The sequence below is a fragment of the Streptomyces sp. NPDC013157 genome (genome assembly GCF_042899865.1).
GTDB lineage: Bacteria > Actinomycetota > Actinomycetes > Streptomycetales > Streptomycetaceae > Streptomyces.
This window is the reverse complement of the sequence record NZ_JBIBAK010000010.1, coordinates 125,761-139,192: the sequence shown is the minus strand read 5'-3', so window position 1 is coordinate 139,192 and position 13,432 is coordinate 125,761. Positions and strand designations below refer to the sequence as shown.

The window sequence follows — 13,432 nt, the reverse complement described above, 5'->3', positions numbered from 1 at the left end:
AGCGATACGGCCCTACCGGCGAACTTTCTGTACAGGGTGACCATCCGGAGGCGGGAATGGCGATCGATCATCTGGACGGGCGGATCCTGGTGCTGCTGGCCCGGGAGCCGCGCATCGGGGTCCTGGAGATGTCCCGGCGGCTGGGCGTGGCCCGCGGGACCGTGCAGGCGCGCCTGGACCGGCTTCAGTCGAGCGGCGTGATCCAGGGGTTCGGCCCCCAGGTGGACCCCGCGGCCCTCGGCTACCCGGTCACCGCGTTCGCCACCCTGCAGATCCGGCAGGGCCAGGGCCCGGACGTACGAGCGCACCTGGCGAGCGTGCCGGAGGTACTGGAACTCCACACCACGACCGGCACCGGCGACATGCAGTGCCGGCTGGTGGCCCGCTCCAACGCCGATCTCCAGCGGGTGATCGACCGGGTCGTGGGTTTCGACGGCATCGTCCGGGCCTCCACGGCGATCGTCATGGAGAACCCGGTTCCACTGCGGATCATCCCGCTGGTGGAACAGGCCGCGGCGGACAGTGAAGGGGCGTGACCTGCAAAGGAGTTGATACAAAGAGAAGGTTGCAAAGGATGCTTTGCACAGATACCTTTGTACGCATGACGGAGCACGAGGAACGGAAACCGCGCGTTCTGGACGCCCGTTCGCTGCGCGGGCTGGCACACCCGCTGCGGATGGCGATGCTGGACGCCCTGCGGCACGGCGGGCCGGCCACCGCGTCCCAACTGGCCGCGAAACTCGGCGAGTCCAGCGGGGCGACCAGCTACCACCTGCGCCAGCTCGCCGCCCACGGCTTCGTCGAGGACGCTCCAGAACAGGGCAAGGGCAGGGAGCGCTGGTGGAAAGCGTCCGATGAGGGGCTGGTCTTCGACAGCGACCAGTTCCAGGACGCCGGCCCGGAGATACGGGGCGCGATGGACACGTTCATGCACGAAGTCGCCAACACCCACACACGCGAGCTGTCGACATGGCTGGCCACCCGCAACGAGTGGTCACAGGCCTGGGCACGCTCCACCGACATGAGCGACATGACGCTACGGCTGACACCCGAGCTCGCTCAGGAACTGGTCGGCAGGATGCACGCCCTCATCGACGAATTCCGCACCACAGCCCCTGGCAAGGACACCCCGGAGGCGGAGACGGTGCGCATCCACACCCACCTGTTTCCCACGAGGACGGATTGAGAGGCACAGCGATGCATTTCCAGACCCAGCTCGCCGAGTACCGGATGACGGAACTGCACACCGAGGCGGAGAACCACCGCCTGGCCAAGGAGGCCAGGCCGGAGCGCGAACTCCGCACGCGCATCGGCTGGACACTCGTGGAAGTAGGCCTCCGCCTGGCAGCACCGGCCCCGGCAGCAGCGCCCCTTTAGGGGCGCGGGGCCGTGTCGATCTGCGGCTCCGCCGCGCGGGCGCGACCAGCCCCCACCGGCCCGCACCCGAAACTCAACAGGCGGGAACCTTCTCCCCCTTCTCCAACGCGACCAAGTCGGAAACCGCCCCCTTCAGCGTCGTCACCGGCACCAACCGCAACCCCTTCGGCAACTCCGCCTTCGCATCGGCGCACTCGTCCTTCGGCACGAGAAACACCGTCGCCCCGTCCCGCCGCGCGGCCTGCGTCTTCAGCGCGACCCCGCCCACGGCACCCACCGCACCGTCCGCACCGATGGTCCCCGTGCCGGCGATGTTCTTCCCCCCGGTGAGGTCGCCCCCGCTCCCGTTCCCGTCCAGCTTGTCGATGATCCCGAGCGAGAACAGCAACCCCGCGCTCGGCCCGCCCACATCCGCCAGCTTCAGGGTCACCTTGACCTTGCTCGCACTCAGGTCGAGGTACTTCAGCGCGGCCTGGGCCGCCGCGTCCTGCGACTGCTCCATCTGCTCGGTGTTGTGCTGCTCGATCTCCTTGACGCTGTTCCCGCTGGGGTAGACCGAGTCGCGCGGCATGACGGCCCGGTCCGTCCGGAACCAGCTGCCGATCACGTCGCCGAGCGAGACCCGCGCGTCCGGTCCGGTCGCCTCGATCGTCGTCATCCGCAACTGCCCGCTGGTCGTGCGGGTGGGCGCCCCGGAGACGGTGATCACCGGGGTGCCCTTGTTCTCGCCGAGCACGTTCGCCGTCATCCCGGGCTGCGCCACCGAGAACGGCAACGGCGCGAAGAGGGCCGTACCGATCAGAGCCACGACGGGAACGGCGCAGACGGCGACGGCCTGGAGACGCGTGAGACGTGAGAGCACGGAGTCAATCTAACGCGGCGGCCTGTTCAGGCCATCGCCCCGGTCAGCGCGTGAGCAGCTCGCGGCGCTCGCGGGTGAACCGGCGCAGCGCGTCCGGCAGCGGCTCGATCCCGATCCCGGGCCCCGTGGGCACCGGGAGGTGCCCGTCCTCCAGCACGAACGGTTCGGTGATGTCCTCCGCGAAGTACCGGCTTGACGCCGAGGTGTCGCCCGGCAGCGTGAACCCCGGCAGCGCCGCGAGCGCCAGGTTGGGCGCCCGCCCGATGCCGGTCTCCAGCATGCCGCCGCACCACACCGGCACCCCGTGGGCGCGGGCCACGTCGTGGATCCGGCGGGCCTCCAGGTAGCCGCCGACCCGTGCGGGCTTGACGTTCACCACCCGGCAGGCGTCCATGGCGATCGCGGCCGCCGTGTCCCGCGCGCCGTGCAGGGACTCGTCGAGGCAGACCGGCGTCGTGATCCGGCGCTGCAGCTGGGCGTGGCCGTGCAGGTTGTCCTCCTCCAGCGGCTCCTCGATGAGCAGCAGCCCGAACTCGTCGAGCCGCCGCAGGTGCTCCGCGTCGGCGAGGCCGTACGCGGTGTTCGCGTCGACCTGGAGCGGCAGCGCGTCGCCGAACCGGCGGCGCACCGCCCGTACCGGCTCGACGTCCCAGCCGGGCTCGATCTTCAGCTTGATCCGGACGTACCCCTCGGCCAGGTACCTCTCGACGTCGTCCAGCAGCTCGCCGACCGAGTCCTTGATGCCGACCGAGACACCCGCCGGCACCCGGTCCCGCACCGATCCCAGGAACACGGACAGCGGCATCCCGTAGGTCCGCAGCTCCGCGTCCAGCACCGCCGTCTCCAGTGTGGCCTTCGCGAGCTCGTGCCCCTTGACCTTCGCCGTCGCCGGGCCGACCGCGGCGGCGGTGAGGTCCCGTACCGCCGCCACCCGCGGCACCAGGAAGTCGCGCAGCACGATCTCCGCGCCGGCCACGAACTCCGAGCAGTACAGCGGCTCGGGATCGGCGGCGAACTCCGACCAGCCCTCGGCGGTGTCGGTGACGACATGGAGCAGGAAGGTGTCCTTCGTCGTCATGGTCCCGAAGGACGTACGGAAGGGCGTGACCAGCGGGATCGCCACCTGCACGAGTTCCACGCGCTCCAGCTTCACGCGCTCGCCCCCGTCGGGCGGGCGAGCGTGTACCAGCCGTCCCGGGACATCCCCACGGCCCGGAAGCCCTCGGCGAAGGCCGCGGTGAACACCTCGCGGACGGCGTACCGCCAGCGCAGGGCGAGCACCGGGTCCGCGGCCCGCAGCCGTACGACGTCCTCCGGCACCCGGCACCACACGGCCCGGTCGCCCAGGTCGCGGCGGGCGAGGACCTCGCCGTCGGGACCGCGGTGGCTGGCCGGGGCGTCCTCGCGGTCCCGGGCGCCGAACGGCGCGGCGGGGGGCGCGGGCGGCGCGGGGACGGCCGTCAGGTCCCAGGTCACCGTCAGCCGGTCGCTCTCGTCGCCGTCGTTCACGCCGTCGGCCATCGGGCCGTAGAAGTCGACGAGGTACTCGGTGCCGGTGGCGCCCAGCTTGACCAGGTTGAAGCGGGCGTTGCGGCCGACCAGCGGGTCGAAGGTCCAGCGCATGGTGCGGGCGCCGAGGCCCAGGGCCCAGTCGCGCTGGGCCCGCTTCACGGCGTGCCCGAGGCCCTGGTCGGCGGCGGCGACGAGGGAGTAGGTGTCGCGGTCCGGGCCGAACACGGCGACGGCCGCCCCGGCCAGCCGCGCGCCGTCGTAGGCGGCGTGCACGGCGCCTCCCGCGTGGACCAGGCTGTGCAGGACCTCGGCCGGGTAGGGCGGGGCGGTGCGGGGCGTCTGCCAGACGTCGCTGAAGTAGCCGGTGACGGCCGCGAGCCCGGCGACGTCGTGGACGGTGCGGATGCTGACTCCGGTCACGGTCAGGGTCATGATCCGAGTCTCCGAGCCGGCCCTCTTCCGCGTGTTGTGCGGACGGACAAGGAATGCATATCTTCATGAGGAGATCGGCCAAGCACCTGTTTCCCCAGAGGACTCACATGGACGCCTGCACCCTCGGCGACCTGCTCGACGTCGTCGGCGGTCCCTCCGTCCGGCTGCACACGGCCCCCGCCGGGCTGACCGTGCCGGTGACCGAGGCGCTGCTGTACGACGCCCACGCCCCGCTGCCCCGGCGGCCGGGGGCGCTGCTGCTGGCGGTCGGGGTGCGCGCGGCGGCGGCCGGGCCGCTGGTGCGGGCGGCGGCCGAGGCGGAGCTGACCGGGGTGGTGGTGCGCGGTGCGGACGGGCCGGTCGGGGAGGCGGAGACGCACGGGATCGCGCTGCTGTCGGTGGACGAGGACGCCGCCTGGCACCACGTCCACCTGCTGCTGGCGTCGGCGATCGGCGCCCGTCCGGCGGCCCCCGGGAGCGGGCTCGGGGATCTGTTCGCGCTGGCGGACGCGATCGCCGCGGGCATCGGCGGGGCCACCGCCATCGAGGACCCCCGGCAGCGGATCCTCGCCTACTCCACCGTCGCCGGCCAGCCGGTCGACGAGGACCGCCGGCAGGGCATCCTGGGCCTCCAGGTACCGGCCAGCGCCGAGAACACCGAGCAGTACCGGACCCTGTTCGCGGCCGAACGGCCGGTCAGGCTACCGGCGTTGAGCGATGCCGACCTGCCCCGGCTGGCGATGGCGGTGCGGGCCGGCGGCGAGACGCTCGGCTCGGTCTGGGTGGTCGACGGCGGCGCGCTCGCGCCGGACGCCGAGGAGACCCTCGCCCAGGGCGCCGCCACCGCCGCCCTGCTCCTGCTGCGCGCCCGCGCGGCGCAGGAACTGGCCCGCCACCAGAGCGGCGACCTGCTGCGCCGGCTCCTCGACGGCACGGCGGACGCCCCGGCCGCCGCGGCCCGCCTGGGGGTGGACGGCGAGGTACGGGTGGCCGCGTTCACGCTCGACGCCCCGGCCAACGTGCCGGACGCCGAACGCACCGCGCTGCGCCTGCTGGACGTCGTACGGCTGCAGTGCGAGGCGCGCTACGGGCGGCAGGCGTGTGTGCTGGTCGACGGGGTGGTGTACGCGCTGCTGCCCGGACCGGGGGCACGGCACCGGCCGCTGGCCGAGGACATCGTGCGGCGGGCCGGGCAGGCGCTGCGGGTACCGGTGCGGGCGGGTCTTGGCGAGCTGGTCCCGGACGTGAGCGAGGTGGCCGGCTCCCGGGCGGACGCGGACCTGGTGCTGAGGGTGCTGGACGCGCGGTCGCCGGTGGCCACGGTGGACGAGGTGCGTCCCCGGGTCACCCTGCTCCGGCTCGCCGAAGTACTCGGCGAGCGGCGGGAGTTGAGTGCGGGGGCCTGGCAGCGGGTGCTGGCGTACGACGCCGGGCACGGCACCGAGTACGCCCGCACCCTGGTCTGCTGGTTCGACGCGGGCTGCGACATGGCGGGCGCGGGCGAACTGCTGGCCGTCCACCCCAACACCTGCCGTTACCGGCTGCGCCAGCTCCGGCAGCACGTCGGGATCGACCTGGACGATCCCGACGAACGACTGGTGCTGTGGCTGCAGTTGCGGGTGCTGGCCGGGCTCAGCGCAGCAGCCACGCCCTGAGGCTCTCCTCACAGGCGCGCAACTGCCCGACCGGCACGTACTCCCCCGCCGTGTGCGCGAGAGAGGGGTCCCCGGGGCCGTAGTTGAAGGCGGGCACGCCAAGAGCCGCGAACCGGGCGACGTCGGTCCAGCCCAACTTGGGCCGGGGCACGGCCCCGAGCGCCTCGACGAGCCCGGCGACCCGGTCCAGGCGGGGCAGCGCACCGGCGACCGCCTCGGTGACCCGGACCTCGTACTCCGGGAACAGCCCTCGTACGTACGCCTCCGCGTCCGCCGCCGAACGGCTGGGCGCGAAGCGGTAGTTGACGCTGACGACACACTCGTCCGGTACGACGTTCCCGGCGACCCCCGCCCGCACGGCGACCGCACTCAGCCCCTCCCGGTACTCCAGCCCGTCGATCACGATCCGCTCGGCGGTGTGGTCGTCGAGCCGCTGGAGCACCCGGGCGGCCCGGTGGGCGGCGTTGACGCCCTGCCAGGCGCGGGCGGTGTGCGCTCGCCGGCCGCGCACGACGACGTCGGCGCTCAAGTACCCCTGGCAGCCGGCCTCCACCCCGGCGTCGGAGGGCTCCATGAGGACGGCGAGGTCGGCGGCGAGGAGTCCGGGGCCGAGCAGCCCGAGTCCGTTGCGCTCGCCCTCGACCTCCTCGCACTCGTAGAGGACGAAGGTGAGGTCGACGGCCGGTTCCGGAACGGTGGCGGCCAGCCGCAGCGCGACCGCCACCCCGCCCTTCATGTCACAGGCGCCGAGGCCGTGCACGCACCCGTCCGCCAGCCGGGAGGGCAGGTTCCCGGCGGCCGGGACGGTGTCCAGGTGACCGGCGATCAGGACCCGCCGGTCCCGGCCGAGGGCGGTGCGGGCGACCACGGTGTTGCCGACCCGGTCGACCTTGAGGTGCCCGAGGCCGCGCAGGGCGTGCTCCACCGCGTCCGCGATCCGGGCCTCCGCCCCGCTCTCGGAGGGGAGGTCGACGAGGGCCCGGGTGAGGTCGACGACGTCGGCGGTGAGGTCGAGGGCGGTCATGCGGGGCTGTCCTGCGCAGTGGTGGCGTGGGCGAGCTTGGAGTGGCGGATGCCGTAGCAGCCGTAGAGGACCAGGCCGACGGCCATCCACGCCCCGAAGGCGATCCAGGTGTCGGCGCCGAGGCTGAACAGCAGGTAGCCGCAGAAGCCGATGCCGAGGACGGGTACGACCGGGGAGAACGGCACCCGGAAGGAGCGGGGCGCCTCGGGGCTGCGCCGCCGCAGGATCACCACGGCCAGGTTGACCAGCATGAACGCGAAGAGGGTGCCGATGCTGGTGGCGTCCGCGAGGCTGCCGAGCGGCACCAGGGCGGCCAGGACGGCGATGAAGGAGGAGACGATCACGGTGTTGGCGCGGGGCACCCCGGTGCGCGGGTGGACCTTGGCGAACAGCGGTGGCACGAGCCCGTCCCGGGACATCACGTACAGGATCCGGATCTGCCCGTACTGCACGGTGAGGACGACGCTGGTGGTGGCGACCACGGCACCGACGGAGAGCAGGATCGGCCACAGGTCACCGCCGCCGACCGCCCGCACCAGCACCTCGCTGAGCGTCGCCTCGGTCCCCGCGAACTGCTTCCACGGCATCGCGCCGAGCGCGGCGACGGCCACCAGGACGTACAGGGCCGTGACGAGGACGAGGGAGAGGATGATCGCCCGCGGCAGGTCGCGCTGCGGGTTGCGGGCCTCCTCCCCCGCGGTGCTCGCGGCGTCGAAGCCGATGTAGGAGAAGAAGAGCGAGGCGGCCCCCGCGCTCATCCCGGCGGCGCCGAGCGGGAAGAGCGGCTGGAAGTTGCCGGCGTGGAAGGCGGTGAAGGCGACCGCGCAGAACATCACGAGGGCCGCGATCTTCACCCCGACCATGACGACGTTGGCGACGGCGCTCTCCTTGGCCCCGCGCAGCAGGACGACCATCGCGAGGACGACGATGAGCGCGGCCGGGACGTTGAGCGTGCCGCCGGCGCCGGGCGGGGCGCTGAGCGAGTCCGGCAGGGTGACGCCGAAGGTGAGGCCGAGCAGTTCGTTGACGTACTGCCCCCATCCGACGGCGACGGCGGCCACCGACACGCCGTACTCCAGGATCAGACACCACCCGCACACCCAGGCGACGAGTTCGCCGAGGGTGGCGTAGGCGTAGCTGTACGACGATCCCGAGCCGGGGATCATGCCGGCGAGCTCGGCGTACGACAGGGCCGAGAACAGGGCGGTGACACCGGCCAGCACGAAGGAGACCACGATCGCCGGGCCGGCCTCGGGCACGGCCTGCCCGAGCACCACGAAGATGCCGGTGCCGAGGGTCGCGCCGACGCTCAGCAGGGTGAGCTGGGTGACGCCCATCGTCCGCGTCAGCGGGCTGGCGCCGGCCTCACCGACGAGGGTGTCGACGGACTGCCGCCGGGTGAGCCGGCTCGCGGCGCCGACGGCCCGCTGCCCTGGCCGCGGCTGTGTCCCCACCGTCTCCATACTCCGGCTCCCTCCACCGTGGGCTCTTGTCTGGCCCTGATGATGCGGAGGGAGGGGGGTAGGGGTGGTGGGGGGATCGGCCAGAGGGCGGGGGTCGGGATTGGCGGATCGGCCAATGCGGGTGGGTGGGCGAAACAGAGGGGGGCTTTTCGGCGGTGTCCGGACCGCGGGTGGGTGGGGGCTGATCGCGCAGTTCCTCCCCCAGCCTTCGGCCGGGGGTACCCCCAGCGCCCCTTACGGGGCGCTGCAGTCGCGTCAGCTTCTCAGCTGCGGGCATGCGTGCCGCCTGGGGCGGCACAGGTGAGCGCTGGGGGTCCCCCGGCCGAAAGCCGGGGGAGGCACCCTGCCGGCGCCAGTATGCGGAACCCCGGCCCGCGGCCTACCGCAACGCCTCCGCGACCTCCCGCGCCGCGTCCATCACCCGCGTCCCGACCCGCTCCGGCACGGAATCCGCGAGCATCACGACCCCCACGCTGCCCTCGACACCGGTGACCCCGATCAGCGGCGCCGCGGCCCCGCTCGCCCCGGCCTCCAGTTCGCCGTGGGTCAGCGTGTACCCGGGGTCGTTGCGCGGCGAGTGCCGGGCGGCCAGGATCGCCTTGCCGGCGGCGCCCCGGTCCAGCGGGTGCCGGAACCCGGCCCGGTAGGCCACGTGATAGTCGGTCCAGGTCGGCTCGACGACCGCGACGGCGAGCGCCTCGGTCCCGTCGACCAGGGTCAGGTGCGCCGTCGCCCCGATGTCCTCGGCGAGCGACCGCAGCGCCGGCAGCGCTGCCTCCCGTACCAGCGGATGCACCTGCCGGCCGAGACGCAGCACCCCCAGCCCGACCCGGGCTCGCCCGCCCAGGTCGCGCCGTACCAGCGCATGCTGCTCCAGCGTGGCGAGCAACCGGTACACCACGGTCCGGTTCACGCCCAGTTTGTTGGAAAGCTCGGTGACGGTCAGCCCGTGGTCCGTGTCGGCCAGCAGTTTGAGGACCCTGAGTCCCCGGTCGAGCGTCTGAGAGGTCTCCGCGGTCACGACGCCCACTCCTTAAGTGGTGAGGCCGGCAACCTCCGACGCGGCGGATGCGTCGCCGAGTCCCGTCAGCGACGCGCTTCAGAGGCCGCCGATCGGCATGGCGGCCCGGCGGCTCCGGGCCCAGTCGCTTCACGGCTGCGCTCCGCGGCGGCGCTGCCACGGGGCGTGTGCGTAGCCGGACAGTAGCGGTGCGGGTTCGCTGAGCGGAAGCCTTCGTCCAGAATCCGGTCACGTACCGGTATGGACTACTTCGGTTTGTATCGGTATGCGTCCACCTGTGGCGCCCCAAAGGGGCGCTGGGGGTACCCCCGGCCGAAGGCTGGGGGAGGAGCTGCGCGACCAGCCCCCACCCAGCCGCACCCGACCGACTACCGCATCCGCGTAGCCCACTCCTGCACCTTGGCGATACGCTGCCGCAACTGCCCCGCCGTGGCCTCCGCACTCGGCGGCCCCCCGCAGACGCGCCGCAGCTCCGTGTGAATCACCCCGTGCGGCTTCCCGCTCTGGTGGACATACGCGCTGACCATCGTGTTCAGCTGCTTCCGCAGCTCCATCATCTCCTTGTGGGAGACGACGGGCCGCCGTTCCGCGGGCAGTTCGAGCAGGTCGGCCTCGTCGTCCGGCTTCTTCCGGCTGTGCGCGATCTGCCTCGCCTGCCGCTTCTGCAACAGCAGCTGCACCTGGTCGGGTTCGAGGAGCCCCGGGATGCCGAGGTAGTCCTGCTCCTCCTCGCTCCCCGGGTGGGCCTGCATGCCGAACTCGGCGCCGTCGTAGAGCACCCGGTCGAAGACGGCCTCGGACTCCAGGGCCTCGAAGGCGAACTGCTCCTGCTCGCCGGTGTCCTCGTCCTGCTCCTTGTTCGCCTCCTCCATCTCCTTCTCGGACTCGGCGTACGGGTCCTCCTCGCCGTCCTTCTTCGGCTTGTCGAGGGCGTGGTCGCGCTCGACCTCCATCTCGTTGGCGAAGGTCAGCAGGTCCGGGACGGTCGGCAGGAACACGGACGCGGTCTCGCCGCGCCGCCGGGACCGCACGAACCGGCCGACGGCCTGGGCGAAGAAGAGAGGAGTGGAGATGGTCGTCGCGTAGACCCCGACCGCCAGCCGGGGCACGTCGACGCCCTCGGACACCATCCGCACCGCGACCATCCACCGGTCGTCGCTGCCGCTGAAGTCGTCGATCCGCTTGGACGCGCCGGTGTCGTCGGAGAGGACCACGGTCGCCTTCGTCCCCGTGATCTCGCGGATCAGCTTGGCGTAGGCGCGGGCCGAGTCCTGGTCGGAGGCGATGACGAGGGCCCCGGCGTCCGGAATCCCCTTCCGAACCTCCGTCAGCCGCTGGTCGGCGGCGCGCAGCACGGCCGGCATCCACTCGCCGCGCGGGTCGAGCGCCGTACGCCAGGCCTGGCTGACCGCGTCCTTGGTCATCGGCTCGCCGAGCCGGGCGGCGATCTCGTCACCGGCCTTGGTGCGCCAGCGCATGTTGCCGCTGTAGGAGAGGAAGATGACCGGGCGGACGACGTGGTCGGCGAGCGCGTTGCCGTACCCGTAGGTGTAGTCGGCGGCGGAGCGCCGGATCCCGTCCTGCCCCTCCTCGTACGTCACGAAGGGGATGGGGTTGGTGTCCGACCGGAACGGGGTGCCGGTCAGGGCCAGCCGCCGGGTGGCCGGCTCGAACGCCTCCAGGCAGGCCTCGCCCCAGGACTTGGAGTCACCGGCGTGGTGGATCTCGTCGAGGATGACGAGGGTCTTCCGCTGCTCGGACCGGTTGCGGTGCAGCATCGGCCGGACGCCGACACCGGCGTACGTCACGGCGACCCCGTCGTACTCCCGGCTGAGCGGTCCGGCGCTGTACTCGGGATCCAGCTTGATGCCTATCCTCGCCGCGGCCTCCGCCCACTGCTTCTTCAGGTGCTCGGTGGGGGCGACGACGGTGACCTGCTGCACGACGTGGTGGTGCAGCAGCCAGGAGGCGAGCGTCAGCGCGAACGTCGTCTTCCCGGCGCCGGGCGTGGCCACGGCCAGGAAGTCGCGCGGCTGCTCCTGGACGTACTTCTCCATGGCCCCCTGCTGCCAGGCACGCAGCTTGCTGGCGGTGCCCCAGGGCGCCCGGCCGGGGAAGGCCGGCGAAAGGTGGTGGGAGGACGAGGAAGCAGAGGCGGCGGTGGTAGTCACGGTCTCCGTAGTAAAGGGGGTCGCGAGGTGTACGAGGGTCGGGTGGCTACGTATGACAACCGGGCCACCCTACCGGCGCCCCGTGACTGTCAACGCGCGGACAAGGCCGGGCCACCCCCGGGTGGGACTCACGTCACAGATCACGGAGCCGGGTGGTCACCCAGGCTCCGACGAGGGCCACCCCCGCCATCGGCAGGAACACCGCGGCGAAGGCGGCCGGATGGGAACCGGAGCCGGCCGCCCCCGTCATGCTGCCGCCACCGAGGGAGGCGAAGGCCGCACCGGCCACGGCGAGCAGGACGACGTTCGAGAGGGCGTCGGAGATCTGCAGGGCGGCGGAGTTGGCGCCGGCCTCGGCCGGGATGGAGAGCCGGAGCATCAGCACGCTGGCCGAGGCGATCACCAGGCCCATCCCGAAGCAGCCGAAGGCCCAGGCGACCGCGACGGTCCACACCGGCACGCCGGACACGAGCACCGTCGGCGCCGTGGCGACCGCCGCCGCCACCAGCACCATCCCGAGCGTCATCAGCCGCTCGCGGTACGGCTCCATCCGCGGCCGCGCCTGCACCCACGAGCCCACCGCCCAGGTCACGCCGCCCGCCGCCAGCGAGAACCCGGCGAGGGTGGGCGACAGGCCCCGTTGCGTCACCAGCATCAACGGGACGAAGGACTCGGCGGAGATGAAGCCCCCGGCCGCGACGCCACGCAGCAGCACGACGGAGGGCAGACCGCGGGCCGCCCGGTACGTACCGCGGGGCAGCAGCCCGAGCACGGCGGGCACCAGCAGCGCACCACCGAGCAGTCCGGGTATCACCGACACCCACCGCAGATCCTGGGCCGCGTACTGCAGCAGCCCCGCGCCGAGCGAGATACCGAGGGCGAGCCGGATCCGCCGCCGGTCGAAGGCCCCGTGACCCCCTTCTTTCGCCACCGGCCCGCCGGCCCGGCGCCGTATCTGCGGCAGCGCGAGCGCCACCGGGAAGACCACGAGCACCGGGATCCCGAGGAACACCCACCGCCACCCGAGCTGCTCGGTCACCGCGCCCGCGGCCAGCGGCCCGACGATGGACGGCACCACCCAGCCCGCGGCGAAGGCGGCCATGATCGCGGGCCGCAACCGCTCCGGGTAGGCCCGCCCCACCACGACGTACAGCGCGACGATGACCAGCCCGCCGCCGAACCCCTGCACGGCCCGCCCGGCGATGAACACCCACATGCCCTGCGCGGTCCCGGCCACCACCAGCCCGGCGGCGAAGGCCCCGATCCCCGTCGTCAGCGCCCCGAGCGGCCCCTTCCGGTCCGACCACTGCCCGGCCAGCACCATCCCGAACAGGCTGGTCGTGAAGTATCCGGAGAAGGCGAACGCGTACAGCGGCACCCCGTCCAGCTCCCGGGCCGCGACGGGCATCGCCGTCCCGACGGCCGTCGCCTCGAAGGCGATGAGCAGCACGACGGACACGATCCCGACGCTCAACGCCCGGTACGACCGCCCGAGCACCCCGCCCGTGTCGGCTCTGTCGGAGGTCTCGTCCGCGACAACGGCGTCGCTCGGCTCAAGTGCGGTCATGCCGACCACGGTAAGGCCCAATCCCCACTCTGACCCCTGTCGTAAGCCCCACCCCACCTCCGACCTTGGTCGTACACCCCCCGGCCCCCGGTCCCCCGGTCCCCCGGTTCATGAACGCCGTATGGCAGTCCCGTTGCAGCCCCGCCGATCCCCTTGAGTCCCTCCCCCGCACCCCCGTACTTTCAAGTCACGCACACGGCCGTGTGCCCGAGTGGTTTAGGGACTCGCCTGCAAAGCGAGTTACGTGGGTTCGATTCCCGCCACGGCCTCTGACCGCCCGACCGGGCAGGACGACAGGGCGGCGCCTCCGAAGGGTGCCGCCCTGTCGCCTGTCCGTCTCACTTTCCG

12 protein-coding genes and 1 tRNA gene are annotated in these 13,432 nt (G+C 72.6%); 5 read left to right on the top strand and 8 right to left on the bottom strand.

Going from position 1 to position 13,432, the window contains the following annotated elements; all coding sequences use genetic code 11:
- Positions 1-56 precede the first annotated feature (56 nt).
- The 3 genes from ACFY6U_RS28120 (at position 57) to ACFY6U_RS28110 (ending at position 1,377) form a co-directional block, all read left to right on the top strand.
- Entirely contained in the window at positions 57-536 is a 480-nt protein-coding gene (locus ACFY6U_RS28120) for an Lrp/AsnC family transcriptional regulator (protein WP_390042611.1), read from the top strand.
- A gap of 65 nt (positions 537-601) precedes the next feature.
- Positions 602-1,186, top strand: a complete 585-nt coding sequence (locus tag ACFY6U_RS28115; protein WP_390042609.1) for an ArsR/SmtB family transcription factor — start codon at positions 602-604, stop codon at positions 1,184-1,186.
- An 11-nt stretch (positions 1,187-1,197) separates the two neighbouring features.
- Positions 1,198-1,377 (top strand): hypothetical protein, encoded by a 180-nt coding sequence (locus ACFY6U_RS28110; RefSeq protein WP_390042607.1) that lies wholly within the window; start codon positions 1,198-1,200, stop codon positions 1,375-1,377.
- Positions 1,378-1,450: 73 nt separating this feature from the next.
- On the opposite strand, the gene ACFY6U_RS28105 is transcribed toward ACFY6U_RS28110, so the two are convergent.
- The 3 genes from ACFY6U_RS28105 to ACFY6U_RS28095 are packed head-to-tail and all read right to left on the bottom strand — an operon-like array spanning position 1,451 to position 4,183.
- Entirely contained in the window at positions 1,451-2,239 is a 789-nt protein-coding gene (locus ACFY6U_RS28105; protein WP_390042605.1) for a S16 family serine protease, read from the bottom strand.
- Positions 2,240-2,282: 43 nt separating this feature from the next.
- Positions 2,283-3,392, bottom strand: coding sequence for an o-succinylbenzoate synthase (gene menC, locus ACFY6U_RS28100; protein ID WP_390042603.1), 1,110 nt, complete (start codon positions 3,390-3,392; stop codon positions 2,283-2,285).
- A complete protein-coding gene (locus ACFY6U_RS28095) occupies positions 3,389-4,183 on the bottom strand; it encodes a chorismate synthase (protein ID WP_390042601.1) in 795 nt (264 codons plus the stop codon). The genes menC and ACFY6U_RS28095 overlap by 4 nt, the downstream gene beginning before the upstream one ends.
- A gap of 107 nt (positions 4,184-4,290) precedes the next feature.
- On the opposite strand from ACFY6U_RS28095, the gene ACFY6U_RS28090 reads away from it, so the two are divergent.
- The gene (locus ACFY6U_RS28090; RefSeq protein ID WP_390042600.1) at positions 4,291-5,838 is read left to right on the top strand and encodes a PucR family transcriptional regulator; all 1,548 of its coding nucleotides are present in this window, start codon (positions 4,291-4,293) and stop codon (positions 5,836-5,838) included.
- On the opposite strand, the gene dapE is transcribed toward ACFY6U_RS28090, so the two are convergent.
- From dapE to ACFY6U_RS28065, 5 genes are all read right to left on the bottom strand, one after another.
- Complete coding sequence (gene dapE / locus ACFY6U_RS28085; protein ID WP_390042598.1) at positions 5,816-6,862, bottom strand: succinyl-diaminopimelate desuccinylase; 1,047 nt, start codon at positions 6,860-6,862, stop codon at positions 5,816-5,818. The genes ACFY6U_RS28090 and dapE overlap by 23 nt on opposite strands.
- A complete protein-coding gene (locus ACFY6U_RS28080; RefSeq protein ID WP_390042596.1) occupies positions 6,859-8,325 on the bottom strand; it encodes an amino acid permease in 1,467 nt (488 codons plus the stop codon). The genes dapE and ACFY6U_RS28080 overlap by 4 nt, the downstream gene beginning before the upstream one ends.
- A gap of 379 nt (positions 8,326-8,704) precedes the next feature.
- A complete protein-coding gene (locus ACFY6U_RS28075; RefSeq protein WP_390042594.1) occupies positions 8,705-9,346 on the bottom strand; it encodes an IclR family transcriptional regulator in 642 nt (213 codons plus the stop codon).
- Between the two features lie 368 nt (positions 9,347-9,714).
- Positions 9,715-11,517, bottom strand: a complete 1,803-nt coding sequence (locus ACFY6U_RS28070; RefSeq protein WP_390042592.1) for a DEAD/DEAH box helicase — start codon at positions 11,515-11,517, stop codon at positions 9,715-9,717.
- Between the two features lie 133 nt (positions 11,518-11,650).
- Positions 11,651-13,084: an MFS transporter gene (locus tag ACFY6U_RS28065; protein ID WP_390042590.1), complete on the bottom strand. Its 1,434-nt coding sequence runs from the start codon at positions 13,082-13,084 to the stop codon at positions 11,651-11,653.
- 197 nt (positions 13,085-13,281) lie between these two features.
- On the opposite strand from ACFY6U_RS28065, the gene ACFY6U_RS28060 reads away from it, so the two are divergent.
- Positions 13,282-13,353: transfer RNA gene (locus ACFY6U_RS28060), tRNA-Cys, on the top strand.
- Positions 13,354-13,432 lie beyond the last annotated feature (79 nt).

What these genes read in the sequence shown, in the direction of transcription:
- ACFY6U_RS28120 (WP_390042611.1), top strand. Translation starts at nt 57, where the DNA reads ATGGCGATCGATCATCTGGACGGGCGGATCCTGGTGCTGCTGGCCCGG.
- ACFY6U_RS28115 (WP_390042609.1), top strand. Translation starts at nt 602, where the DNA reads ATGACGGAGCACGAGGAACGGAAACCGCGCGTTCTGGACGCCCGTTCG.
- ACFY6U_RS28110 (WP_390042607.1), top strand. Translation starts at nt 1,198, where the DNA reads ATGCATTTCCAGACCCAGCTCGCCGAGTACCGGATGACGGAACTGCAC.
- ACFY6U_RS28095 (WP_390042601.1), bottom strand. Translation starts at nt 4,183, where the DNA reads ATGACCCTGACCGTGACCGGAGTCAGCATCCGCACCGTCCACGACGTC.
- ACFY6U_RS28090 (WP_390042600.1), top strand. Translation starts at nt 4,291, where the DNA reads ATGGACGCCTGCACCCTCGGCGACCTGCTCGACGTCGTCGGCGGTCCC.
- dapE (WP_390042598.1), bottom strand. Translation starts at nt 6,862, where the DNA reads ATGACCGCCCTCGACCTCACCGCCGACGTCGTCGACCTCACCCGGGCC.
- ACFY6U_RS28080 (WP_390042596.1), bottom strand. Translation starts at nt 8,325, where the DNA reads ATGGAGACGGTGGGGACACAGCCGCGGCCAGGGCAGCGGGCCGTCGGC.
- ACFY6U_RS28065 (WP_390042590.1), bottom strand. Translation starts at nt 13,084, where the DNA reads ATGACCGCACTTGAGCCGAGCGACGCCGTTGTCGCGGACGAGACCTCC.